27 protein-coding genes are annotated in these 24205 nt (G+C 61.9%); 17 read left to right on the plus strand and 10 right to left on the minus strand.

From position 1 onward, the window contains the following. The first annotated feature begins 4 nt into the window (after positions 1-4). Together JFV30_RS27030 and JFV30_RS27035 are read left to right on the plus strand one after the other, a co-directional pair. Positions 5-1009, plus strand: coding sequence for an aspartate carbamoyltransferase catalytic subunit (locus JFV30_RS27030; protein WP_010167680.1), 1005 nt, complete (start codon positions 5-7; stop codon positions 1007-1009). Next, positions 1006-2277: a dihydroorotase gene (locus JFV30_RS27035; RefSeq protein WP_201125607.1), complete on the plus strand. Its 1272-nt coding sequence runs from the start codon at positions 1006-1008 to the stop codon at positions 2275-2277. Before JFV30_RS27030 ends, JFV30_RS27035 begins: the two co-directional genes overlap by 4 nt. A 143-nt stretch (positions 2278-2420) precedes the next feature. On the opposite strand, the gene JFV30_RS27040 is transcribed toward JFV30_RS27035, so the two are convergent. Continuing rightward, positions 2421-2849, minus strand: a complete 429-nt coding sequence (locus JFV30_RS27040) for an NINE protein (protein WP_010167684.1) — start codon at positions 2847-2849, stop codon at positions 2421-2423. Between the two features lie 250 nt (positions 2850-3099). Here JFV30_RS27040 and JFV30_RS27045 point away from each other — a divergent pair, with 250 nt between their 5' ends. Then, complete coding sequence (locus JFV30_RS27045) at positions 3100-3735, plus strand: C40 family peptidase (protein ID WP_032881810.1); 636 nt, start codon at positions 3100-3102, stop codon at positions 3733-3735. Positions 3736-3908: 173 nt separating this feature from the next. On the opposite strand, the gene JFV30_RS27050 is transcribed toward JFV30_RS27045, so the two are convergent. Then, positions 3909-4943: a type IV pilus twitching motility protein PilT gene (locus tag JFV30_RS27050; RefSeq protein ID WP_201125608.1), complete on the minus strand. Its 1035-nt coding sequence runs from the start codon at positions 4941-4943 to the stop codon at positions 3909-3911. Positions 4944-5000: 57 nt separating this feature from the next. On the opposite strand from JFV30_RS27050, the gene JFV30_RS27055 reads away from it, so the two are divergent. From JFV30_RS27055 to JFV30_RS27095, 9 genes are all read left to right on the plus strand, one after another. Then, positions 5001-5687, plus strand: a complete 687-nt coding sequence (locus tag JFV30_RS27055; RefSeq protein WP_010167690.1) for a YggS family pyridoxal phosphate-dependent enzyme — start codon at positions 5001-5003, stop codon at positions 5685-5687. 33 nt (positions 5688-5720) lie between these two features. Further along, positions 5721-6539, plus strand: a complete 819-nt coding sequence (proC, locus tag JFV30_RS27060; protein WP_201125609.1) for a pyrroline-5-carboxylate reductase — start codon at positions 5721-5723, stop codon at positions 6537-6539. Positions 6540-6563: 24 nt separating this feature from the next. Then, positions 6564-7151: a YggT family protein gene (locus JFV30_RS27065; RefSeq protein ID WP_003213764.1), complete on the plus strand. Its 588-nt coding sequence runs from the start codon at positions 6564-6566 to the stop codon at positions 7149-7151. 128 nt (positions 7152-7279) lie between these two features. Then, positions 7280-8422, plus strand: coding sequence for a homoserine O-succinyltransferase MetX (gene metX / locus JFV30_RS27070; RefSeq protein WP_201125610.1), 1143 nt, complete (start codon positions 7280-7282; stop codon positions 8420-8422). Positions 8423-8447: 25 nt separating this feature from the next. Further along, on the plus strand, positions 8448-9068 hold the full coding sequence (gene metW / locus JFV30_RS27075) for a methionine biosynthesis protein MetW (protein ID WP_010167698.1): 621 nt from the start codon (positions 8448-8450) through the stop codon (positions 9066-9068). A 21-nt stretch (positions 9069-9089) separates the two neighbouring features. Continuing rightward, positions 9090-9524, plus strand: a complete 435-nt coding sequence (locus JFV30_RS27080; RefSeq protein WP_010167700.1) for a DUF4426 domain-containing protein — start codon at positions 9090-9092, stop codon at positions 9522-9524. Continuing rightward, the gene (gene rdgB / locus JFV30_RS27085; RefSeq protein WP_010167702.1) at positions 9521-10117 is read left to right on the plus strand and encodes an RdgB/HAM1 family non-canonical purine NTP pyrophosphatase; all 597 of its coding nucleotides are present in this window, start codon (positions 9521-9523) and stop codon (positions 10115-10117) included. Before JFV30_RS27080 ends, rdgB begins: the two co-directional genes overlap by 4 nt. After that, complete coding sequence (gene hemW / locus JFV30_RS27090; RefSeq protein WP_010167704.1) at positions 10114-11316, plus strand: radical SAM family heme chaperone HemW; 1203 nt, start codon at positions 10114-10116, stop codon at positions 11314-11316. Before rdgB ends, hemW begins: the two co-directional genes overlap by 4 nt. Before the next feature lie 19 nt (positions 11317-11335). Continuing rightward, on the plus strand, positions 11336-11659 hold the full coding sequence (locus JFV30_RS27095) for a DUF3392 domain-containing protein (protein ID WP_003213776.1): 324 nt from the start codon (positions 11336-11338) through the stop codon (positions 11657-11659). A gap of 138 nt (positions 11660-11797) precedes the next feature. Here the strand turns inward: JFV30_RS27095 and trmB are convergent, their stop codons facing one another. From trmB to JFV30_RS27115, 4 genes are all read right to left on the minus strand, one after another. Then, the gene (trmB, locus tag JFV30_RS27100) at positions 11798-12523 is read right to left on the minus strand and encodes a tRNA (guanosine(46)-N7)-methyltransferase TrmB (RefSeq protein WP_201125611.1); all 726 of its coding nucleotides are present in this window, start codon (positions 12521-12523) and stop codon (positions 11798-11800) included. Positions 12524-12532: 9 nt separating this feature from the next. After that, complete coding sequence (locus JFV30_RS27105) at positions 12533-13327, minus strand: thiazole synthase (protein ID WP_010167708.1); 795 nt, start codon at positions 13325-13327, stop codon at positions 12533-12535. Positions 13328-13392: 65 nt separating this feature from the next. After that, complete coding sequence (gene thiS / locus JFV30_RS27110) at positions 13393-13593, minus strand: sulfur carrier protein ThiS (RefSeq protein ID WP_010167710.1); 201 nt, start codon at positions 13591-13593, stop codon at positions 13393-13395. 71 nt (positions 13594-13664) lie between these two features. After that, a complete protein-coding gene (locus JFV30_RS27115) occupies positions 13665-14042 on the minus strand; it encodes a DUF423 domain-containing protein (protein ID WP_169386915.1) in 378 nt (125 codons plus the stop codon). 74 nt (positions 14043-14116) lie between these two features. On the opposite strand from JFV30_RS27115, the gene mtgA reads away from it, so the two are divergent. Further along, positions 14117-14839 carry a monofunctional biosynthetic peptidoglycan transglycosylase gene (mtgA, locus tag JFV30_RS27120; protein ID WP_201125612.1) on the plus strand — a complete coding sequence of 241 codons (723 nt, stop codon included), beginning with the start codon at positions 14117-14119 and terminating at the stop codon, positions 14837-14839. Positions 14840-15034: 195 nt separating this feature from the next. Here the strand turns inward: mtgA and rpoH are convergent, their stop codons facing one another. The 4 genes from rpoH to ftsY form a co-directional block, all read right to left on the minus strand. Next, complete coding sequence (gene rpoH / locus JFV30_RS27125; RefSeq protein WP_003176698.1) at positions 15035-15889, minus strand: RNA polymerase sigma factor RpoH; 855 nt, start codon at positions 15887-15889, stop codon at positions 15035-15037. A gap of 129 nt (positions 15890-16018) precedes the next feature. After that, entirely contained in the window at positions 16019-17041 is a 1023-nt protein-coding gene (gene ftsX / locus JFV30_RS27130; RefSeq protein ID WP_010167719.1) for a permease-like cell division protein FtsX, read from the minus strand. Beyond that, positions 17038-17709 carry a cell division ATP-binding protein FtsE gene (gene ftsE, locus JFV30_RS27135; protein WP_003213784.1) on the minus strand — a complete coding sequence of 224 codons (672 nt, stop codon included), beginning with the start codon at positions 17707-17709 and terminating at the stop codon, positions 17038-17040. Before ftsE ends, ftsX begins: the two co-directional genes overlap by 4 nt. Continuing rightward, the gene (ftsY, locus tag JFV30_RS27140) at positions 17706-19145 is read right to left on the minus strand and encodes a signal recognition particle-docking protein FtsY (protein WP_201125613.1); all 1440 of its coding nucleotides are present in this window, start codon (positions 19143-19145) and stop codon (positions 17706-17708) included. Before ftsY ends, ftsE begins: the two co-directional genes overlap by 4 nt. A 232-nt stretch (positions 19146-19377) precedes the next feature. On the opposite strand from ftsY, the gene JFV30_RS27145 reads away from it, so the two are divergent. From JFV30_RS27145 to JFV30_RS27160, 4 genes are all read left to right on the plus strand, one after another. Beyond that, complete coding sequence (locus JFV30_RS27145; protein ID WP_010167723.1) at positions 19378-20733, plus strand: M16 family metallopeptidase; 1356 nt, start codon at positions 19378-19380, stop codon at positions 20731-20733. Beyond that, a complete protein-coding gene (locus tag JFV30_RS27150) occupies positions 20726-22216 on the plus strand; it encodes a M16 family metallopeptidase (RefSeq protein WP_201125614.1) in 1491 nt (496 codons plus the stop codon). Before JFV30_RS27145 ends, JFV30_RS27150 begins: the two co-directional genes overlap by 8 nt. Continuing rightward, complete coding sequence (gene rsmD, locus JFV30_RS27155) at positions 22216-22833, plus strand: 16S rRNA (guanine(966)-N(2))-methyltransferase RsmD (RefSeq protein ID WP_201125615.1); 618 nt, start codon at positions 22216-22218, stop codon at positions 22831-22833. The genes JFV30_RS27150 and rsmD overlap by 1 nt, the downstream gene beginning before the upstream one ends. A 284-nt stretch (positions 22834-23117) precedes the next feature. Continuing rightward, positions 23118-24113, plus strand: a complete 996-nt coding sequence (locus JFV30_RS27160; protein ID WP_201125616.1) for a hydrolase — start codon at positions 23118-23120, stop codon at positions 24111-24113. Positions 24114-24205 lie beyond the last annotated feature (92 nt).

The following is a 24205-nucleotide window of genomic DNA, read 5'->3' on the forward strand; positions in this document are numbered from 1 at the left end:
CGCGATGACGCCTCTAGATGCCAAGCGCCCGCTGCAGCTCAATGCTCAGGGCCAGCTGCAACACTTCCTGTCCCTCGACGGCTTGCCCCGCGAACTGCTCACCGAAATCCTCGACACGGCCGACTCGTTTCTCGAAGTCGGCGGCCGGGCGGTGAAAAAAGTCCCGTTGTTGCGCGGCAAGACCATCTGCAACGTGTTCTTCGAGAACTCGACCCGCACCCGCACCACCTTTGAGCTGGCGGCCCAGCGCCTGTCGGCTGACGTGATCACACTGAACGTGTCCACCTCGTCGGCGAGCAAGGGCGAAACCCTGCTCGACACCCTGCGCAACCTGGAAGCCATGGCCGCCGACATGTTCGTGGTGCGCCACGGCGACTCCGGCGCCGCGCACTTCATCGCCGAACACGTGTGCCCGAACGTAGCAATCATCAACGGCGGCGACGGCCGCCACGCCCACCCGACCCAGGGCATGCTCGACATGCTGACGATTCGTCGGCACAAGGGCAGCTTTGAAAACCTCTCGGTGGCCATCGTCGGCGACATCCTGCACTCGCGGGTTGCACGCTCGAACATGCTGGCCCTGAAAGCCCTGGGTTGCCCGGACATCCGCGTGATCGCGCCAAAAACCCTGCTGCCGATCGGCATCGAGCAATACGGCGTGAAGGTCTACACCGACATGGCCGAGGGCCTGAAGGATGTGGACGTGGTGATCATGCTGCGCCTGCAACGCGAGCGCATGGCCGGCGGCCTGCTGCCGAGCGAGGGCGAATTCTATCGCCTGTTCGGCCTGACCACCGCACGCCTGGCCGGCGCCAAGCCGGACGCCATTGTGATGCACCCGGGGCCGATCAACCGTGGCGTGGAGATTGAGTCGGCGGTGGCCGACGGCCCGCAGTCGGTGATTCTCAACCAGGTGACCTACGGCATCGCCATCCGCATGGCCGTGCTGTCCATGGCCATGAGCGGGCAAACCGCGCAACGTCAATTCGAGCAGGAGAACGCCCAGTGAAGCTCAGCATTCTCGGCGCCCGAGTCATCGATCCGGCCAGCGGCCTGGATCAAGTCACCGATCTGCACCTGGAAGCCGGCAAGATCATTGCCATCGGCGCCGCACCCGCAGGCTTCAGCGCCAGCGAAACCATTAACGCCAAAGGCCTGATCGCCGCGCCCGGCCTGGTAGACCTGAACGTCGCCCTGCGCGAGCCGGGTTACAGCCGCAAGGGCAACATCACCAGCGAAACCCGCGCCGCCGCGGCCGGTGGCGTCACCAGCCTGTGCTGCCCGCCCCACACCAAACCGGTGCTGGACACCTCGGCCGTGACCGAGCTGATCCTGGACCGCGCCCGCGAAGCCGGTAACTGCAAAGTGTTCCCCATCGGCGCCCTGAGCAAAGGCCTGGACGGCGAACAGCTGGCCGAGCTGATCGCCTTGCGCGACGCCGGCTGCGTGGCCTTTGGCAACGGCCTGGAGAGCTTTCGCAGCACCCGTACCCTGTGCCGCGCGCTGGAATACGCAGCGACCTTTGACCTGACGGTGATTTTCCACTCACAGGACCGTGACCTGGCCGAAGGCGGCCTGGCCCACGAAGGCGCTACGGCGAGCTTCCTCGGCCTGCCGGGCATCCCGGAAACCGCTGAAACCGTGGCCCTGGCCCGGGACCTGCTGCTGGTGGAGCAAAGCGGCGTACGCGCGCACTTCAGCCAGCTGACCAGCGCTCGTGGCGTGGCACTGATCGCTCAGGCGCAAGCCCGCGGTTTGCCGGTGACGGCGGACGTGGCGCTGTATCAGCTGATTTTGACGGATGAGGCACTGATCGACTTCTCCAGTCTGTATCACGTGCAGCCGCCCCTGCGTACCCGCGCTGACCGTGACGGTTTGCGCGCGGCGGTGAAGTCCGGGGTGGTTTCGGCGATTTCCAGCCATCACCAGCCTCACGAGCGGGATGCCAAGCTGGCGCCGTTCGGTGCGACAGAGCCGGGCATCAGCAGTGTCGAGCTGTTGCTGCCGCTGGCGATGACGCTGGTGGAGGATGGCTTGCTGGACCTGCCGACCCTGCTGGCACGCCTCAGTGCGGGCCCTGCCGAGGCGCTGCGCCTGCCGGCGGGCAAGCTGGCGGTGGGTTCGGCGGCGGACCTGGTGCTGTTTGATCCGGCCAGCTCCACGATTGCCGGGGAACACTGGCTGTCCAAGGGCGAGAACTGCCCGTTCATCGGCCATAGCCTGCCGGCGACTGTGCGGTACACGCTGGTGGATGGGCGGATCAGCTACCAGGCTTAAACCCGATCCAAAGTGGGCACGGTAAATGTGGGAGCTGGCTTGCCTGCGATAGCATCACCTCGGTACATCAGATACACCGAGGTGCCCGCATCGCAGGCAAGCCAGCTCCTACACTTGACCGCGCCCACATTGGTTTAGAGCGCTTAACGACCGCCGTTACGCTCGGCATTACGGATCGAAATCTGCGTATTCAACGTCCAGAAGTCGTACAGCACGCCAATCAGGAACAAACCACCCGTCAGCAGGTAAATGATCCCGCTGATCCATTTGCCCTGATACATGCGGTGCAAGCCGAACACACCCAGGAACGCCAACAGGATCCAGGCCACGTTGTACTCAATGGGCCCGGCGGTGAATCGCAGGTCCGCTTCCCGGTCCATCGCCGGAATCAGGAACAAGTCGATCAGCCAACCAATCCCGAGTAACCCGAAGGTGAAAAACCAGATCGTCCCGGTCACTGGCTTGCCGTAATAAAAGCGGTGAGCGCCGGTAAAACCGAAAATCCAAAGCAGGTAACCGATCACCTTGCTGTGGGTGTCTTGTTGCGAAACATCCTGTCGATAGGTGTTCATGGAGTACCCCTTTTGCCTCGATAGATAAATATTTCTGGTTTCTTTGTGACTTTTTTACGGGCGCCCGACATGCGGCAAATGGTATCTTCGCTTCCCTCAAAGCCTTATACCGCCTGACTTGTGTAGGACAATCGCGGCAATTCGTCACGGTTTTCCTGAATTTGACCCCAGGGTTCAGTCGACAAACGGCCTTAGAACGACACAAAAAGCTGTTATAAAGTTGCGCGCAAACCAAAAAGAGCCACGCCTAATGCGACCATTTTTCAAGACATGGCTAACCATTTGCCTATTAATGCCACTGGCCGCCCACGCCACCAATCGTGAGCAACGTCTTCCAGAAGTTAACGGTTTCACCCCTAAAGTTCACGCTGCCACCAGCTCCGCCAAATCGGTAAAGCTGACCGTGAAGCGCCCGACTCAACTGAGCAAGGCGCACGGTAAAACAGCTCCAGGGCTGATGGCCGTCAACACCAAACAAAGCAGCAACGTCCTCAGCCGCGCCGTTAACGTGCTCGGTACCCCTTATCGTTGGGGCGGCAGCAGCCCAAGTAAAGGGTTCGACTGCAGTGGTTTGGTGAAATATGCATTTAACGACGTAAAAGCCGTGGATTTGCCGCGCACTTCCAATGCCATGGCCGCTGGCCACGGGCTGAAGGTTGAGCGCAAGGATTTGAAACCGGGTGACCTGTTGTTCTTCAAACTGAAGAGCCGCCAGGTGAACCACGTTGCCATCTACCTGGGCAACGACCGTTTCATCCACGCACCGCGTCGTGGCAAGTCCGTGAGCATCGATACGCTGAAGAAGCCGTTCTGGGACAAGAACTACGTAATTGCCAAACGTGTCCTGCCTAAAGAACAGAACAATCTGCGGATTGTGCAGCGCTGATACCCGGCTGACTTGGGAGCGGGCTTGCTTTGGTGAGCGGGCTTGTGTGGGAGCTGGCTTGCCTGCGATAGCATCACTGCGGTGTGACTGATACACCGGGGTGCCTGCATCGCGGGCAAGCCCGGCTCCCACATAAGCCAGTCCTGCATTAAATGTTCATCGTCCAAGCGATCTCAAACATCCCCAGGCACCCTCGCCTTCTCCCGGGCATGTTCCCGGCTGATCAGCCCTTGGCTGACCAACGCCTTCAAGCTCATGTCCAGCGTCGTCATCCCCAGCGCCCCGCCGGTCTGGATCGCCGAGTACATCTGCGCCACCTTGTCCTCGCGGATCAGGTTCCGAATCGCCGGAGTACCCAGCATGATTTCGTGAGCCGCCACCCGCCCGCCGCCGACTTTCTTCACCAGCACCTGGGACACCACCGCCTGCAATGACTCCGAGAGCATCGAGCGGACCATGGCCTTTTCACCGGCCGGAAATACGTCCACCACCCGATCCACGGTTTTTGCCGCCGAGGTGGTGTGCAACGTGCCAAACACCAGATGCCCGGTTTCCGCTGCTGTCAGCGCCAGGCGGATAGTTTCGAGGTCCCGCAACTCCCCCACCAGAATCACATCCGGGTCTTCCCGCAATGCCGAACGCAGGGCGGCCGAGAAACTGTGAGTGTCGCGATGCACCTGCCGTTGGTTGATCAGGGCGTTTTTCGGTTGATGGATAAACTCGATCGGGTCTTCAAGGGTGAGGATGTGCTGGCGGCGATGGGTGTTGAGGTAATCAATCATCGCCGCCAGGGTCGTAGACTTGCCGGAACCGGTCGGCCCGGTGACCAAGACCAGCCCGCGGGGCAAATCCGCGATGCGCCGGAACACCTCACCCAACCCCAGGCCCTCCAGGCTCTGCACCGCCGACGGGATGGTACGAAACACCGCGCCCATGCCCCGGTGTTGCTGGAACACATTCACCCGAAACCGCGCCACCTCGGGCAACTCGAAGGCAAAATCCGTTTCAAGAGATGTTTCGAAATCCTTTTGCTGGTGATTGTTGAGTAAAGGGCTGAGTAAATCCGCCACTTGCGCAGGCTCGAGCACCGGCCAATCGAGGGGCCAGACTTCGCCATCCACTCGCAACATCGGCGCCAGCCCGGCCGACAGATGCAGGTCCGAGGCCCGCAGGCGCACGCCGGCGGCCAGCAGTTCAGTGATATCCATAGGGCTTTCCATTTCCAGTAGAATGCCGCGGACTCCATATCCACGGGCGCAACTTGAATGTCGACCATAGCAGACAACATCAGCCTGGTTTCCGAGCGGATCCGGGCAGCGGCCGAGGCCTCGCAGCGCGACGCCAGCAGCGTGCACCTGCTGGCCGTGAGCAAGACCAAACCGGCACACGCCGTGCGCGAAGCCCATGCCGCCGGGATGCGGGACTTTGGCGAGAATTATCTGCAGGAAGCCTTGGGCAAACAGGCCGAATTAACCGACCTGCCCTTGAGTTGGCACTTCATCGGCCCCATTCAATCGAACAAGACTCGTGCGATCGCCGAGAACTTCGCCTGGGTGCATTCCGTGGACCGCCTGAAAATCGCACAACGCCTGTCCGAGCAACGCCCGGCTGACCTGCCACCGCTGAATATCTGCATCCAGGTCAATGTCAGTGGCGAAGCCAGCAAGTCCGGCTGTACACCCGCCGACCTGCCCGCCCTGGCCGAAGCCATCAGCGCCCTGCCGCGCCTGAAGCTGCGCGGTTTGATGGCGATCCCCGAGCCGACCGACGACCGTGCCGAGCAGGACGCCGCCTTCGCCACCGTGCGAGACCTGCAGGCGAGCCTGAACCTGCCGCTCGACACACTTTCCATGGGCATGAGCCATGACCTTGAGTCGGCCATCGCCCAAGGGGCCACCTGGGTGCGGATCGGTACCGCCCTGTTTGGTGCCCGCGACTACGGCCAGCCGTGAAATGGCTGACATCCATCTGAGTAAGGACCTGTCATGAGCAACACGCGTATTGCCTTTATCGGCGCCGGTAACATGGCGGCCAGCCTGATCGGCGGCCTGCGGGCCAAGGGCCTGGAAGCACAACAGATTCGCGCCAGCGACCCGGGCGCCGACACCCGCTCCCGCGTCAGCGCCGAGCACGGTATCGAAACCTTCGCCGACAACGCACAAGCGATTGAAGGCGTTGATGTGGTGGTGCTGGCGGTCAAGCCACAAGCCATGAAAGCCGTGTGCGAAAGCCTGCGCCCCAGCCTCAAGCCCCATCAACTGGTGGTGTCCATCGCCGCCGGCATCACCTGCGCCAGCATGAATAACTGGCTCGGTACCCAGCCGATCGTGCGCTGCATGCCCAACACCCCGGCGCTGCTGCGCAAGGGCGTGAGCGGTCTGTACGCCACCCGCGAAGTGACCGCTGCCCAGCGCGATCAGGCACAAGAGCTGTTGTCCGCCGTGGGTATCGCGCTGTGGCTGGAGCAAGAGCAGCAACTGGATGCGGTCACCGCCGTGTCCGGCAGCGGCCCGGCCTACTTCTTCCTGCTGATCGAAGCCATGACCGCCGCCGGCGTGAAGCTGGGCTTGCCCCACGAAATCGCTGAGCAACTGGCCGAGCAAACCGCCCTGGGCGCCGCGAACATGGCGGTCGGCAGCGATGTGGATGCCGCAGAATTGCGTCGTCGCGTGACCTCGCCGGGCGGCACCACGCAGGCTGCCATCGAATCATTCCAGGCCGGGGGCTTTGAAGCCCTGGTGGAAAAAGCACTGGGTGCCGCAGCACATCGTTCGGCCGAAATGGCCGAGCAGCTGGGCAAATAGTCGTCCCCCACATAGGAATCAAACATGCTCGGAATCAATGACGCTGCCATTTTCATCATCCAGACCCTGGGCAGCCTGTACCTGCTGATCGTGCTGATGCGTTTTATCCTGCAACTGGTGCGGGCGAACTTCTACAACCCGCTGTGCCAATTCGTGGTGAAGGCCACGCAGCCGCTGCTCAAGCCATTGCGCCGGGTGATCCCGAGCCTGTTCGGCCTGGACATGTCGTCGCTGGTATTGGCGCTGCTGCTGCAGATCCTGCTGTTCGCGGTGATCCTGCTGCTCAATGGCTATCAGGCCACCACGCTGCTGTTGCTGCCGTGGGCCTTGATCGGGATTTTCTCGCTGTTCTTGAAGATCATTTTCTGGTCGATGATCATCAGCGTGATCCTGTCTTGGGTTGCACCGGGCAGCCGCAGCCCTGGCGCCGAGCTGGTGGCCCAGATCACCGAGCCGGTGCTGGCGCCGTTCCGTCGCCTGGTGCCTAACCTGGGTGGCCTGGATATCTCGCCGATCTTCGCGTTTATCGCGATTCAGTTGCTGCAAAGCTGGGTGATTCCACGTTTGGCGTTCTACGCATTCATGCCCAAAGAACTGTTCGGTCTGATCTGATAGCTGGATGGCAAGGGAGCTTGCTCCCTTGCCCCAAAAAACCCTAAAAACACCTGCCGCCGGCCTTTGCTTGCCGCTGGGTGCAGCGGTCTTTAGACTTACGCCTCATTTAAACGAGAGCAGGGTCGATGCCAGCTGCCTTTCCCCCCGATTCTGTTGGACTGGTCGTGCCCCAAGTGGCGCACTTCAGCGAACCGCTGGCCCTGGCCTGCGGCCGTTCGCTGCCCGCCTACGACCTGATCTATGAAACCTACGGCCAACTGAACGCCACAGGCAGCAATGCCGTGCTGATCTGCCACGCCCTGTCCGGTCATCACCACGCTGCGGGTTTCCATAGCGTGGACGAGCGCAAGCCCGGCTGGTGGGACAGCTGCATCGGCCCCGGCAAGCCCATCGACACCAACACGTTCTTCGTGGTCAGCCTGAACAACCTTGGCGGCTGCAACGGCTCCACCGGCCCCAGCAGCCTCAACCCGGAAACCGGCAAGCCGTTTGGTGCCGACTTCCCGGTGCTGACCGTGGAAGACTGGGTGCACAGCCAGGCCCGCCTGGCCGACGTACTCGGCATCGCCCAATGGGCCGCCGTGATCGGCGGCAGCCTGGGAGGCATGCAGGCCCTGCAATGGACCATCACTTACCCGGACCGCGTGCGCCATTGCCTGGCAATCGCCTCGGCCCCAAAATTGTCGGCGCAGAACATCGCCTTCAACGAAGTGGCGCGCCAGGCGATCCTCACCGACCCCGAGTTCCACGGCGGTTCGTTCCAGGAAGCGGGCGTGATCCCCAAGCGCGGGCTGATGCTCGCGCGGATGGTCGGCCACATCACCTACCTGTCGGATGACTCCATGGGCGAGAAATTCGGCCGTGGGCTCAAGAGCGAAAAGCTCAACTACGACTTCCACAGCGTCGAGTTCCAGGTCGAGAGCTACCTGCGTTATCAGGGCGAGGAGTTTTCCGGACGTTTCGACGCCAACACCTACCTGCTGATGACCAAGGCCCTGGACTACTTCGACCCGGCGGCGAACTTTGACGATGACCTGGCGAAGACCTTCGAAAACGCCACATCGAAGTTCTGCGTGATGTCGTTCACCACCGACTGGCGCTTCTCGCCGGCCCGCTCGCGGGAACTGGTGGATGCACTGATGGCCGCCAAGAAAGACGTCTGCTACCTGGAGATCGATGCACCGCAGGGCCATGACGCGTTCCTGATCCCGATCCCACGCTACCTGCAGGCCTTTCGCAACTACATGAACCGAATAGCGCTTATATGAATTGCTTACGCTTTGGGAGAACGCCATGAGAGCCGACCTGGAAATCATCCAAGACTGGATCCCCGCCGGCAGCCGCGTGCTCGACCTGGGCTGCGGCGATGGCGAACTGCTGAGCTGGCTGCGCGACAACAAGCAAGTCACCGGCTATGGCCTGGAAAACGACCCGGACAACATCGCCCAGTGCGTGGCCAAGGGCATCAACGTGATCGAGCAGGACCTGGACAAGGGCCTGGGCAACTTCGCCAGCAACAGTTTCGACATCGTGGTCATGACCCAGGCCCTGCAAGCCGTGCACTACCCGGACCGGATCCTCGACGAAATGTTGCGCGTCGGCCGCCAGTGCATCATCACCTTCCCCAATTTCGGTCACTGGCGCTGCCGCTGGTACCTGGCCACCAAGGGCCGCATGCCGGTGTCGGACTTCCTGCCGTACACCTGGTACAACACGCCAAACATCCACTTCTGCACCTTCGAAGACTTCGAAGCGCTGTGTGGCGAGCGTGATGCCAAAGTCATCAACCGCCTTGCCGTCGATCAACAGCACCGTCACGGCTGGGCGAGTAAGCTATGGCCTAACCTGTTGGGTGAGATCGGGATCTACCGGGTCAGCAGCCCGGGCCTGACGGACCACCAGATTGCCGTCTAACCATATTCAAGGAGGACGATCATGAGTCGCCTGGCTGTTTTTCTACTCACTGCCTGCCTGGGCGTCAGCGCCATGGCGGCGGACGTTATCGACCCCAATCGCCAGAAAGATTTCGGCGACATCACTGTGCACTACAACACCTTCACCTCCAGCTTCCTGCAGCCCGACGTGGCCCAGGCCGTTGAACTGGTGCGCAGCAAGAACAAGGGTGTGATCAATGTGTCGGTGATCAAGGGCGTCACGCCCGTGGTGGCCCAGGTGACAGGTACCGTCAAGGACCTGAGCGGCAAGAGTGAGATGCTGACCTTCAAGCAAATCACCGAGAAAGGTGCGATTTACTACCTCGCCCAGTACTCCGTGCCGCAGCAGGAAGTACGAATTTTCACGATCAACGTTGAAACCGGCGGCAAAGCCCACGGTTTCAGTTTCAACCAGGAACTGTTTCCGGCCGAATGATGAACCTCACACAACTCGTACTGGCCAGCCATAACGCTGGCAAGCTCAAAGAACTCCAGGCCATGCTCGGCCAGTCGGTGCAACTGCGCTCGATTGGCGAGTTCAGCCAGGTAGAGCCGGAAGAGACCGGCCTGTCGTTCGTCGAGAACGCCATTCTCAAGGCCCGCAATGCCGCGCGCATTTCCGGCCTGCCGGCACTGGCCGACGATTCGGGGCTGGCGGTGGACTTCCTCGGCGGCGCGCCAGGCATCTATTCGGCGCGTTATGCCGATGGCAAAGGCGACGCGGCCAACAACGCCAAGCTGCTGGACGCCCTCAAGGACGTGCCGGACGCCGAGCGTGGCGCACAGTTCGTCTGCGTGCTGGCCCTGGTGCGTCACGCCGATGATCCATTGCCGATTCTCTGCGAAGGCCTGTGGCACGGGCGCATCCTGCATGCGGCCAGCGGTGAACACGGTTTCGGTTATGACCCGTTGTTCTGGGTGCCGGAGCGCAATGTCTCCAGCGCCGAACTGAGCCCGGCCGACAAGAACCAGATCAGCCACCGCGCCCGCGCAATGGATTTGCTGCGCCAGCGTCTGGGCCTGAAATGACCCAGAACACCTCCGCGCAGCCACTGATTCACGGTGGCGCGCAAACCCCTCGGGCGGCCCTGCCTCACCTGCCGCCCCTGGCGCTGTACATCCACATCCCGTGGTGCGTGCGCAAATGCCCTTATTGCGACTTCAACTCCCACACCGCCAGCAAGGTGCTGCCGGAGGAGGAGTACGTCGACGCGTTGCTGGCCGACCTCGACCAGGACCTGCACGCGGTGTATGGCCGTGAGCTGAGTTCGATCTTCTTCGGCGGCGGCACCCCGAGCCTGTTCAGCGCCGCTGCGCTGGGCCGGCTGCTCAAGGGCGTGGAAGCGCGTATCCCGTTTGCCAGCGACATCGAAATCACCCTGGAAGCCAACCCGGGAACCTTCGAGCAAGAGAAGTTCGTGGCGTATCGCAAGCTGGGGATCAATCGCCTGTCGATTGGCATCCAGAGTTTCCAGCAGGAAAAACTCGAAGCCCTGGGCCGCATCCACAACGGTGACGAAGCCGTGCGGGCCGCCGGCATGGCGCGCCAGGCCGGGTTCGACAACTTCAACCTGGACCTGATGCACGGCTTGCCCGATCAGTCCCTGGAGGACGCTCTGGGCGACCTGCGCCAGGCCATCGCCCTCAAGCCCACGCATTTATCCTGGTACCAACTGACCCTGGAGCCCAACACGGTGTTCTGGAATCAGCCACCTGTGCTGCCGGAAGACGACACCCTGTGGGACATCCAGGAAGCCGGCCAGGCATTGCTCGCCGAACACGGTTACGCCCAGTACGAAGTCTCGGCCTACGCTCAACCGGGCCGGCCGGCGCGGCATAACCTGAACTACTGGAGCTTTGGCGACTTCATCGGCATCGGTGCCGGCGCCCACGGCAAGCTCAGCCACCCGGACGGGCGCATCGTGCGCACCTGGAAAACCCGGGCGCCGAAGGACTACCTCAACCCGGCGAAAAATTACCAGGCCGGCGCGAAAGAACTGACCAACGAAGAGTTACCGTTCGAGTTCCTGATGAACGCCCTGCGCCTCACCGACGGTGTCGAAGCGAAGCTTTACGCAGAGCGTACCGGCCTCGACCTGGCCAGCCTCGATGAAGCCCGCAAGGATGCCGAACAAAGTGGCTTAATGCAGGTCGAACCGTCACGCCTGGCGGCCACCGACCGCGGGCAACTCTTTCTCAATGACCTGCTGCAGAAGTTTTTGAGCTGATTGCTCTTAAGGAAATCGAATGGATTTGGTACTCGATCTACTCGCCACCGTGTCCCGCTGGAGCCGTAGCAACCTGTCGGAAATCTCCCTGGCGCTCGTCGGCTGCCTGCTGGTGCTGTTTGGCGCCGACATCAAGGGCTGGGTCGAGGCGCGCTTGGGCAGCATCGCGGGTGCGCTGCGCGTACCGCTGATGGCGCTGGTGTGCATGATCGGCAGCGGCGCTGCGTTGATCTACGCCACGCCGTGGATTGTTCGCGGGTTGAGCCAGTTCAACAACTACAGCCTGGCGCCGGTGTTGTTGGTGGTGCTGGTGTTGATCGGGGTGGTGGCGGATCGCCGCTGACTCCAACTCAACACAAAACAAAATGTGGGAGCTGGCTTGCCTGCGATGCAGACACCTCGGTGTATCAGTGATACCGGGGTGATGCTATCGCAGGCAAGCCAGCTCCCACCGTCGATTGCGTTATGGGCTTTTAGCTAATCAGTCCTGCTTCTCGAACTTCAAATCCCAAACCCCATGCCCGAGTCGCTCGCCGCGACGTTCGAACTTGGTGATCGGCCGCTCGGCCGGACGCGGGACGCATTTGCCGTCTTCGGCCAGGTTGCGGTAGCCAGGGGCGACGTTCATCACTTCCAGCATGTATTCGGCATACGGTTCCCAGTCGGTGGCCATGTGCAGGATACCGCCCACTTTCAGCTTGCTGCGTACCAGTTCCGCGAAGGAAGCCTGGACGATGCGGCGCTTGTGGTGGCGGCTCTTGTGCCATGGGTCCGGGAAGAACAGCATCAGGCGGTCGAGGCTGTTGTCGGCGATGCAGCGGTTGAGCACTTCGATCGCGTCGCAGTCGTAGACCCGCAGGTTGGTCAGGCCCTGAGTCAGCACGCCATTAAGCAGCGCGCCGACACCCGGACGGTGTACTTCAACCCCGATAAAATCCTGCTCCGGCGAAGCCGCAGCCATTTCCAGCAGGGAATGGCCCATGCCGAAGCCGATCTCCAGGGAGCGTTGCGCCGAGCGGCCGAACACCTGGTCATAATCCACCGGGGCATCCACCAGCGGCAGGACGAACAGCGGCGCGCCCTGCTCCAGGCCTTTTTGCTGGCCTTCGGTCATGCGACCGGCGCGCATCACAAAACTCTTGATGCGGCGGTGCTTGGACTCGTCGCCTTCTTCCAGGGTGTTCGGCGTTTCGTTTGATTCAGTCATCAATGGCTCTTACTTGATCAGACCATCCAGCGGCGAGGAGGCGCTGGCATAAAGTTTTTTCGGCATGCGCCCGGCAAGGTACGCCAGGCGGCCCGCGACAATTGCGTGGTTCATGGCTTCGGCCATCATGATCGGTTGCTGCGCGTGGGCGATGGCCGAGTTCATCAGCACCGCATCACACCCCAGCTCCATGGCGATGGTGGCGTCGGAGGCAGTGCCTACGCCCGCATCCACCAGCACCGGAATCCTGGCTTCTTCGAGGATGATCTGCAGGTTGTACGGATTGCAGATGCCCAGACCGGAACCGATCAGGCCGGCCAGCGGCATCACCGCGATGCAGCCGATTTCGGCCAGTTGGCGGGCAATGATCGGGTCATCACTGGTGTAGACCATCACGTCGAAGCCTTCCTTGACCAGGGTTTCGGCGGCCTTGAGGGTTTCGATCACATTGGGGAACAGGGTTTTCTGGTCGGCCAGTACTTCCAGCTTTACCAGGTTGTGGCCATCGAGCAGCTCACGGGCCAGGCGGCAGGTGCGCACGGCCTCGATCGCGTCATAGCAACCGGCAGTGTTCGGCAAGAAGGTGTAGCGATCCGGCGACAGCACTTCGAGCAGGTTCGGCTCGCCTTCGATCTGGCCGAGGTTGGTGCGGCGCACGGCGAAGGTGACGATCTCGGCACCCGAGGCTTCGATGGCCAGGCGGGTTTCTTCCATGTCGCGGTACTTGCCGGTGCCGACCAGTAGACGGGACTGGAAGGTCCGACCGGCCAGGACGAAAGGCTTGTCGCTACGAACGATGCTCATGGGAAATCCTCGAAATGGGGTGAGGTTCTGCAGAATGCGGGTCGGCGCCCTTGAGCGCCGGACGGCTAGCCGCCGCCGATGGCGTGGACCACTTCGACCTGGTCACCTTCGGTGAGCGCGGTCTCGGCGTGCTGGCTACGCGGGACGATATCCTGGTTGAGCTCCACTGCGACGCGGCGTCCGGTCAGGTCCAGACGGGTCAGCAGGGCCGCAACGGTTTCACCGTCGGGCAGTTCAAAGGATTCGCCGTTCAACTGAATGCGCATGCCACGGGCCGCCATCGTTTTTAGGGGCCAGCATTCTAGCGTGATTGACGTTGCTGGCCCAAGCCCCTTGGTCAGGCAGCCTGTAGACGCCACGCCGCCAATCCGAGGAAGAACCAGCCCAACAGGAAGGCCAAGCCACCCAACGGCGTGATGATGCCAAGCTTGCTGATGCCGGTCATGGTCAGCACATACAGGCTGCCGGAGAACAGCAGGATGCCGACGGCAAACGACACGCCCGCCCACGTCACCAGGCGCCCCGGAATGTGCGCCGCCAGCAGGGCCACGCCGAACAGCGCGAGGGTGTGCACCAGTTGGTAAGTCACGCCGGTGTGGAAAATCGCCAGGTACTCGGCACTCAGGCGGTTTTTCAGGCCGTGGGCGGCAAACGCGCCCAGGGCGACACCGGTGAAACCGAAAAAGGCAGCCAGCATCAGAAAGCCACGCAACATGAGGAACTCCAGTCAGACTCAGTGGGCAGGGTCTGTATAATGGCCCGCTCAACGGGTTCGGCCAAGCCATCTCTATGCTGCGTCTCCTCTTCAAGCGTTTTCTCAAAGCCCTCAAGTGGTTTGCCATCGGCAGTGTGTTGCTGGTGCTGCTGTTTCGTTTCGTGCCGCCACCGGGGACTGCGCTGATGGTCGAGCGCAAGGTCGAGTCCTGGGTCGACGGCGAGCCGATTGACGTACAACGCACGTGGGTGCCGTGGGATCAGATCTCCGACGATTTGAAAGTGGCAGTGATGGCCGGCGAAGACCAGCGCTTCCCGCAGCATTGGGGTTTTGATTTCGACGCGATCCAGGCGGCACTCCTGCATAACGAGCGCGGCGGTTCGATTCGCGGCGCCAGCACCTTGAGCCAGCAAGTGTCGAAGAACCTGTTCCTGTGGACCGGCCGCAGCTATTTCCGCAAAGGCCTGGAAGCCTGGTTTACCGGTTTGATCGAGATTTTCTGGTCGAAGCAGCGAATTCTTGAGGTGTACCTCAATAGCGTGGAGTGGGATGAAGGCGTGTTCGGCGCTGAAGCGGCGGCGCGGCATCATTTTGGGGTGAGTGCCAAGGCGCTGACCCGCCAGCAGGCCAGCTACCTGGCGGCGGTGTTGCCTAATCCACGGGTGTGGAGTGCCAGCCATCCAACGTCGTATGTCGCGCGGCGGGCCGCGTGGATTCGGCAGCAGATGAGTCAGTTGGGTGGCGACGGTTACCTGAATGAGCTGAACAACTCGCGCAAAGCTCCCTGGTCCGACTGACACCACACAAAACAACTGTAGGAGCTGGCTTGCCTGCGATAGCGGTGTGTCGGCCTGCAGATGTGTTGGCTGGCAGCCCCTCATTGCAGGCAAGCCAGCTCCCACAGTGGACTGAGTTGAATTCGAGTTGTGCGAACACAAACAAAAATGCCCCGTTCTCTCGATCGGGGCATTTTTTTGTCACCTCGCAGCTGTTTAGGCGGCGATCGACAGTTTCAGCTTGTTCATCGCACTCTTCTCGAGCTGACGAATCCGCTCAGCCGACACGTTGTACTTCTGCGCCAGGTCGTGCAGCGTGGCTTTTTCTTCTGCCAACCAGCGTTGGTAGAGGATGTCACGGCTGCGGTCGTCCAGCACTTCCAGCGCTTCGTGCAGGTTGTGATTGGAGTTGTCGCTCCAGTCGGCGTCTTCCAGTTGACGCGCCGGGTCATACCGGTGGTCTTCCAGGTAGTTGGCCGGCGACTGGAAGGCGCTGTCGTCGTCCGCTTCTGCGGCCGGGTCGAAGGCCATGTCGTGGCCGGTCAGGCGGCTTTCCATCTCGCGCACTTCACGAGGCTCAACGCCGAGGCTTTCGGCCACGCGATGCACTTCTTCGTTGTTCAGCCACGCCAGGCGTTTCTTCTGGCTGCGCAGGTTGAAGAACAGCTTGCGCTGGGCCTTGGTGGTCGCGACTTTCACGATGCGCCAGTTGCGCAGGATGAACTCGTGAATTTCCGCCTTGATCCAGTGCACAGCAAACGACACCAGGCGCACACCCATTTCCGGGTTGAAGCGCTTTACAGCTTTCATCAGGCCAACGTTGCCTTCCTGAATCAGGTCAGCCTGGGCCAGGCCGTAGCCGGAATAGCTACGGGCGATATGTACGACAAAACGCAGGTGGGCGAGCACCATCTGCCGAGCCGCCCCCAAATCCTGCTCATAGTAGAGACTCTCGGCCAGTTCACGCTCCTGCTCGGGCGTCAGCAATGGAATGCTGTTGACCGTGTGCACATAGGCCTCCAGGTTCGCACCCGGGACCAGAGCATAAGCAGGTTGCAAAGAAGTGGTCATACGAAAAAACCTCCGACTCACATAACTCGTGCAGTTCAGCACTGCGAAAATTGACCGGAAACCGTAGGACAAGTTCCCTAAACCACTGATACGGTCAATACAAACGAAACTACATTACCTTGACATTAACTACTTCGGTGCCAGCTCACGTAAATGCCGTGCTACCGCAATCCAAGCACCGATATACCCCAAGAGCACTGCCCCAAGCAACAATGACAGACCGTCGGCTACCGGCACGCCGGCCAGGGCAAAATCACTGCCGTACAAGCCGGCGAGCCCTACCACCGCGTCGTTCAGCCAGTTCAGGCCAAAAGCCAGCACGCCCCAGGACAAAATCCCCGCACCGAAGCCATAAAGCGCGCCCATGTACAGAAAAGGCCGACGCACATAGCTGTCCGTGCCGCCGACGAGTTTAATCACTTCTATCTCGGTGCGGCGGTTTTCAATATGAAGACGAATGGTATTGCCTATCACCAAAAGTAATGCAGACACCAGCAACACCGTCAGGCCGAACACAAAGCGGTCGCCCAGCTTGAGAATCGCCGCCAGCCGCTCTACCCAGACTAGATCAAGTTGTGCCTGCTGGACCTTGGGCAGCTCTGCGAGTTTTTGTCGCAGGGCTTCCAGGGTCGCCTTGTCGACTTCGTTCGGCGTCACCAGCACCACGCCCGGCAGCGGGTTTTGCGGCAGCTCCTTGAGTGCCTCGCCCAGGCCGGACTGTTGCTGGAACTCTTCCAGGGCCTGATCGCGACTGATGTACTCAGCCTCTGCCACACCCGGAAGGCCTTTGATCTCGTCCCGCAGGGCTTCGCCGTCCTTGGTGCTGGCATCCAGGTTCAGGTACAGGGAAATCTGCGCCGCCCGCTGCCAAGAGCCACCCAGGCGCTCGACGTTATTCAGCAGCAACGACAACCCCATCGGCAGGCTCAAGGCCACGGCCATCACCAGGCAGGTGAAGAAGCTGCCGATCGGCTGCTTGCCCAGGCGGCGCAGGCTGTCTACCAGGCTGGCACGGTGACTTTCGATCCAGGCGTGCACCAGGGTGCCAAAGTCCGGGCCGTCGTCTTCGTCGCGTTTTTTCTTCTGCGGTTGCGGGTCGGCCGGTTTTGGCGCGACGCGCTCGGAAACCTTCGGGCTGCGTGTCGCACTCATACCCCGGCCTCCCCGTCACCGATCAGGCGGCCGCGTTGCAGGGTGAGCATGCGGTGGCGCATGCGGGCGATCAGTGCCAGGTCGTGACTGGCGATCAGCACGCTGGTGCCCAGGCGGTTGATGTCTTCGAACACGCCCATGATTTCTGCGGCCAGGCGCGGGTCGAGGTTACCGGTGGGCTCGTCCGCCAGCAGCAAGGCCGGGCGGTGCACGATGGCGCGGGCGATGCCGACGCGCTGTTGCTGGCCGGTGGACAGGTCGCCGGGGTAGAGGTCGGTCTTGTCCGACAGCGCAACGCGCTCCAGCGCCGAATCCACGCGCTTGACGATTTCGGCCTTGGACAGCCCGAGAATCTGCAACGGCAAGGCGATGTTGTTGAACACCGTGCGGTCGAACAGCAACTGGTGATTCTGGAACACCACGCCGATCTGGCGGCGCAAAAACGGAATCTGCGCATTGCTGATGGTGGCCAGGTCCTGGCCCGCCAGCAGCAGTTTGCCGGTGGTTGGGCGTTCCATGGCCAGCAGCAGGCGCAACAAGGTACTTTTACCGGCACCCGAATGGCCGGTCACAAACAAGAATTCGCCGCGACGCACCCGGAAACTCAGCTCATGCAAGCCGACATGCCCGTTGGCGTAGCGTTTACCGACCTGTTCGAAACGAATCATGAACGCTCCCGCTCGGCAAACAGTGCCTGTACAAAGGGTTCGGCTTCAAAAGTGCGCAGGTCGTCGATGCCTTCACCGACGCCGATGTAACGAATCGGCAACCCGAACTGCTTGGCCAGGGCGAAAATCACACCGCCCTTGGCCGTGCCGTCGAGCTTAGTCAATGCCAGGCCGGTCAGCTGGACCGTCTGGTGGAATTGTTTGGCCTGGCTGATGGCGTTCTGGCCGGTACCGGCGTCCAGCACCAGCAACACCTCGTGGGGCGCGTCGGCGTCGAGCTTGCCGATCACACGGCGAACTTTCTTCAGTTCTTCCATCAGGTTGTCTTTGGTGTGCAGGCGACCGGCGGTATCGGCGATCAGCACATCAATGTTGCGCGCCTTGGCGGCCTGCACCGCATCGAAGATCACCGAGGCCGAATCGGCGCCGGTGTGCTGGGCGATGACCGGGATCTTGTTGCGCTCGCCCCAGACCTGCAGTTGCTCCACGGCGGCGGCACGGAAGGTGTCACCGGCGGCGAGCATGACTTTCTTGCCTTCCAGTTGCAGCTTCTTGGCCAGCTTGCCGATGGTGGTGGTCTTGCCGGCGCCGTTGACACCCACCACCAGGATCACAAACGGCTTTTTCTGCGTATCGATGACCAGCGGCGCTTCCACCGGCTTGAGCATGTTGGCCAGTTCGGCCTGCAGAGACTTGTAGAGCGCATCGGCGTCGGTCAGTTGCTTGCGCGCGACCTTCTGGGTCAGGCTCTGGATGATCACGGCGGTGGCTTCGACACCCACGTCGGCGGTCAGCAGACGGGTCTCGATGTCTTCCAGCAACTCGTCATCGATGGTCTTTTTGCCGAGGAACAGGCTGGCCATGCCTTCGCCAATGCTGGCGCTGGTCTTGCTCAGGCCTTGCTTGAGGCGGGCAAAGAAGCCGGTCTTGCCGGTTTCGGCGGGGGCAGCAGGTGCTTCGATAACCGCGGGTGCTGCGACTACGACCGGAACCGGCTCGGCAACTGCCGGTGCAGGCACCTCAACCACTGGCGGCGCTTGCACCACGACGGCCACGGACTCCACGACAGCCGGAATCGGCGGCGTCACGTGCTCGGCTTGCTCGTCTTCAACCAATGCCACGGGTTCTTCCGCCACCGGCAATACCAGCCACGGTTTGTGCTCAGGCTCGGGCGCAGGTTCTGGTTCCAGCTCTGGCTCTGGCTCTGGCTCTGGCTCAACCACCGGCTGCAGCACCGGCTCGGCCATCGGCAACACCACCGGGGCCGGCGTTTCGGCAACCGGTTCGGCTTCTACCAGGGATTCAGGGATCGGTTCTGCTTGAACCTGCGGCTGTTCGACGACGGTTTCCTGCGGCTTTTTGCGCAGCCATCCGAACAGGCCTTTTTTCTCGCCAGCCGCAGCTGGGGTCTTCTTGTCGTCGTTGGAACCAAACATGGAGACGGCTATCTCAAGGTAGCGACGCGCCAAGGGGCGCGTCGGTAAATAAAATTCGATGCGTAACAGACTGTTTTTTAGCCAGCTCGTTCATGCGCAACATTTTGTAAGGCCTAAATGGGGCCTCAACAAGACAGCCGTAGTGGCCGTCCCTAGGTCGGATCAGTATCCTAGCACCTCCTCGCCCGCCGACGCTAAGACCAAGCGGGCAGCTCAACAGGTTTAAAAACGAATGAATGCTCTAGCCCGCCGCGCCGCAGGCCTGCTGCTCAGCACAGTTTGTCTGCCCCTTTCAGCTTTGGCTGCCGACCCACAACCCACCCACGAATTCACCCTGGACAACGGCCTCAAGGTCGTCGTGCGCGAAGACCATCGCGCCCCGGTGGTGGTTTCCCAGGTCTGGTACAAGGTTGGTTCGAGCTACGAAACCCCGGGCCAGACCGGTTTGTCCCACGCCCTGGAGCACATGATGTTCAAGGGCAGCGCCAAAGTCGGCCCCGGCGAAGCCTCGTTGATCCTGCGGGACCTGGGCGCCGAGGAAAACGCCTTCACCAGCGATGACTACACCGCCTATTACCAGGTACTCGCCCGCGACCGCCTGGGCGTTGCCTTCGAGCTGGAAGCCGACCGCATGGCCAGCCTGCGCCTGCCGGCCGACGAGTTCAGCCGCGAGATCGAGGTGATCAAGGAAGAGCGCCGCATGCGCACCGACGACAACCCGATGTCCAAGGCCTACGAGCGCTTCAAGGCCATGGCCTACCCGGCCAGCGGCTACCACACGCCGACCATCGGCTGGATGGCCGACCTGGACCGCATGAAAGTGGAAGAACTGCGCCACTGGTACCAATCCTGGTACGTGCCGAACAACGCCACCCTGGTGGTGGTCGGCGACGTGACCCCGGACGAAGTCAAAGCCCTGGCCCAGCGTTACTTCGGCCCGATCCCCAAGCGCGACGTGCCACCGGCGAAAATCCCCCTGGAGCTGGCCGAGCCCGGCGAACGCCTGCTGACCCTGCATGTCCAGACCAAACTGCCGAGCGTGATCCTCGGATTCAACGTGCCCAGCCTCGCCACCACTGAAGACAAACGCTCGGTCAACGCCCTGCGCCTGATCTCGGCCCTGTTGGACGGCGGCTACAGCGCGCGCATTTCGACGCAACTGGAGCGCGGTGAAGAACTGGTGTCCGGCGGTTCGTCGAGCTACGACGCCTACACCCGCGGTGACAGCCTGTTCACCCTGACCGCCACACCGAACCTGCAAAAGAAAAAGACCGTTGCCCAGGCTGAAGCCGGCCTGTGGCGCCTGCTGGACGAACTGAAGGCCAAGCCACCGAGCGCTGAAGAACTGGAGCGGATTCGCGCCCAGGTCATCGCCGGCGTGGTTTACCAACGCGACTCGATCACCAGCCAGGCCACCGCCATCGGCTCCCTGGAGACGGTCGGCCTGTCCTGGAAACTCATGGACACGGAGCTTGCCGAGTTGCAGAGCGTCACCGCCGAAGACATCCAGAAAGCTGCACGCACCTACTTCACCCGCGAACGTCTCAGCGTCGCCCATGTTTTGCCTGAGGAGACCGCTCATGAGTGAACGTAAAAACAACCGCCTGGTGCTGCCCGGCCTGATCGTGGTCACCCTGGCTGCCGCGTGCGCGGTGTATTTCCTGCGCCCCAGCGAATCGGTCGCCAGCCAGGCGCTGGAACAGGCCAAGTCCGCCAACAAACTGCAGTCTTTGGCTGAACTGGACGACAAGGCACCGACCAACCGCAAGCTCGACGTGCAAACCTGGACCACCGCCGAAGGGGCCAAGGTGCTGTTCGTCGAAGCCCATGAGTTGCCGATGTTCGACATGCGCATCCTGTTTGCCGCCGGCAGCAGCCAGGATGGCAACACCCCGGGCCTCGCGCTGTTGACCAACGCCATGCTCAACGAAGGCGTGCCGGGCAAGGACGTCAGCCAGATTGCCGCCGGTTTCGACGGCCTGGGCGCTGATTTCAGCAATGGCGCGTACCGCGACATGGCGCTGGTTTCCCTGCGCAGCCTGAGTGCCAGCGACAAACGCGATGCGGCCCTGTCGCTGTTTGACGACGTGATCGGCAAGCCGACCTTCCCGGCCGACTCCCTGGCGCGGATCAAGAACCAGCTGCTGGCCGGCTTTGAATACCAGAAGCAAAACCCCGGCAAACTGGCGAGCATCGAGCTGTTCAAGCAGCTCTATGGCGAGCACCCTTACGCCCATCCGAGCGAAGGCAATGCCGAGAGCGTGCCGAAGGTGACGCTCGCGCAGTTGAAGGACTTCCACGCCAAGGCCTACGCCGCCGGCAACGCCGTGATTTCTGTCGTCGGCGACCTGACCCGCGCCGAAGCCGAAGCCATGACCGCCAAGGTATCCGCGTCCCTGCCTAAAGGCCCGGCGCTGGCGAAGATCGCCCAACCGGTGGAACCAAAGGCTGGCACGACGCATATCGAGTTCCCGTCCAAGCAGACAACGCTGCTGCTGGCGCAACTGGGCATCGACCGTGCCGACCCGGACTACGCCGCGCTGTCCCTGGGCAACCAAATCCTCGGCGGCGGTGGCTTCGGTACCCGCTTGATGAGCGAAGTCCGCGAGAAACGCGGCCTGACCTACGGCGTATACTCCGGCTTTTCGCCGATGCAAGTGCGTGGCCCGTTCATGATCAACCTGCAAACCCGCGCCGAAATGAGCGCCGGTACGCTGCGATTGGTGCAGGACGTGCTGGCCGACTACCTCAAGACCGGCCCGACACAAAAGGAACTCGACGACGCCAAGCGTGAGCTGGCCGGCAGCTTCCCGCTGTCCACCGCGAGCAACGCCGATATCGTCGGGCAGCTGGGCGCCATGGGTTTCTACAACCTGCCGCTGAGCTACCTGGAAGATTTCATGAAACAATCCCAGGCGCTGACCGTTGATCAGGTCAAAGCTGCTTTGAACAAACATTTGAGTGCCGACAAGATGGTCATCGTGACCGCCGGCCCGACGATTGCGCAAAAGCCACTACCGCCCCCCACTGATAAACCCGCCGAGCAGCCGCTCGGGGTTCCGGAGCATTAATGGCCCGTCCATCCCGTCCCAAAAAACCTGTCCACAACGTTCATAACGGTGTGGGCCAACTGCGCATCATTGGTGGTGAATGGGGCAGCCGCAAACTGAGCTTCCCCGACGTCGTGGGCCTGCGCCCGACGCCGGACCGCGTGCGTGAAACCCTGTTCAACTGGCTCGCGCCGTACATCGCCGGGGCCAAGGTGCTTGACCCGTTCGCGGGCAGCGGCGCGCTGTTCCTGGAGTCGTTGTCCCGTGGTGCCGCATTGGGCCAGGCGCTGGATGCGAGCAACGTTGCGGTGGCCAGCCTCAAGGAACACTTGGGCACCCTGCGTTGCACCACCGGGCAAGTGCAGACGGCCGACGCCCTGCGCTACCTGGAAACCCAGGAAGCCCGTGAGTTTGACGTGGTATTCCTCGATCCGCCGTTTAACCAGAACCTGCTGCCGACGGTATGTGCGCTGCTGGAAGAGCGTCAGTGGCTGGCGCCGGATGCCTGGATCTACACTGAAAGCGAAACGGCGCCTTCAACGCTGGGCCTGCCGGGCACGTGGCGCCTGCACCGGGAGCAGAAATCCGGGCGGGTGTATTACGCGTTGTGGCAACGTACGACGGCAGGCGCCGCATAAGCGCCTGAAGGCTTACTCTGTGGTGAAGCACTTGTCTGGTGGTGAAGGCTTGTCCGTGGCGAGGGGGCTTGTCCCCCGTTGGGCTGCGCAGCAGCCCTGCACCTGACAGCAGCGCCCTGTCTGAGAGAACTCTGTGTGCTTATTGGGGCCGCTTCGCAGCCCAACGGGGGACAAGCCCCCTCGCCACAGACAAGCCCCCTCTCCACAGACAGGGCGCCTCGCCACAAGGCCTATGCTCCTCAAAGAAGTATCCGCCCAAAGAAGTACCCGCCGCGAGAACCATCGTGTCAAAAACGTCCGACCGCTTCACCCCCGCCTTCGGCCTCGGCAACCCGCACCTGCAAACGTTGTGGGGGCCGCTGTGGCGCAAAACCACGCACATCGAACGCCAGCGCGAACGGCTGTGGCTGGCAGATGGCGACTTTCTCGACCTCGACTGGCATGGGCCGCATGACGCGACCACCCCGTTGGTGCTGGTCCTGCATGGTCTGACCGGCTCCTCCAACTCACCTTACGTGGCCGGCCTGCAAAAAGCCCTGGCGGCTCAGGGATGGGCCAGCGTCGCACTGAACTGGCGTGGCTGTTCCGGCGAGCCCAACCTGCTCGCCCGCAGCTACCATTCCGGCGCCAGTGAGGACCTGGCCGAAACCATCGCTCACTTGCGGGCCAAGCGCCCGCTGGCGCCGCTGTATGCGGTGGGTTATTCACTGGGCGGCAATGTGCTGCTCAAGCACTTGGGGGAAACCGGCGAAGCCTCCGGGCTGCAAGGCGCGGCAGCAGTGTCGGTGCCGTTTCGTCTGGACCAGTGCGCCGATCGCATTGGTCTCGGCTTTTCACGGGTTTACCAGAAGCATTTCATGCGCGAAATGCTGGCCTATATCCGCGTCAAACAAAGCCGGTTTCTGAAGGATGGCCACGAAGCCGGCCTGAAAGCCCTGGCCGACCTGGGCTCGCTGGAGAAGATGCGTACATTCTGGGACTTTGACGGCCGGGTCACCGCGCCGCTGAACGGTTTCCTGAATGCCGAGGACTACTACCGCCGCGCCTCCAGCCGCTATTACCTGGGGACCATTCGCACGCCAACCCTGATCATCCAGGCCGCGGACGATCCGTTCGTGTTCGCCCACAGCCTGCCCGAGGCGAGCGAACTGTCGGATTGCACCGAGTTCGAATTGCTGGCCAAGGGCGGGCATGTCGGGTTTGTGGATGGCACGTTGAAGCAGCCAACTTACTACCTGGAGCGGCGAATCCCAGAGTGGCTACTGACACAACGCCGATAAAACTGTGGGAGCGAGCTTGCTCGCGAAGGCAGCGGATCAGTCAGCTTATCCAGTGCCTGACACACCGCCTTCGCGAGCAAGCCCGCTCCCAC

Origin of the sequence: Pseudomonas sp. TH32 (assembly GCF_016650855.1) — a bacterium.
Taxonomy (GTDB): Bacteria; Pseudomonadota; Gammaproteobacteria; order Pseudomonadales; family Pseudomonadaceae; genus Aquipseudomonas.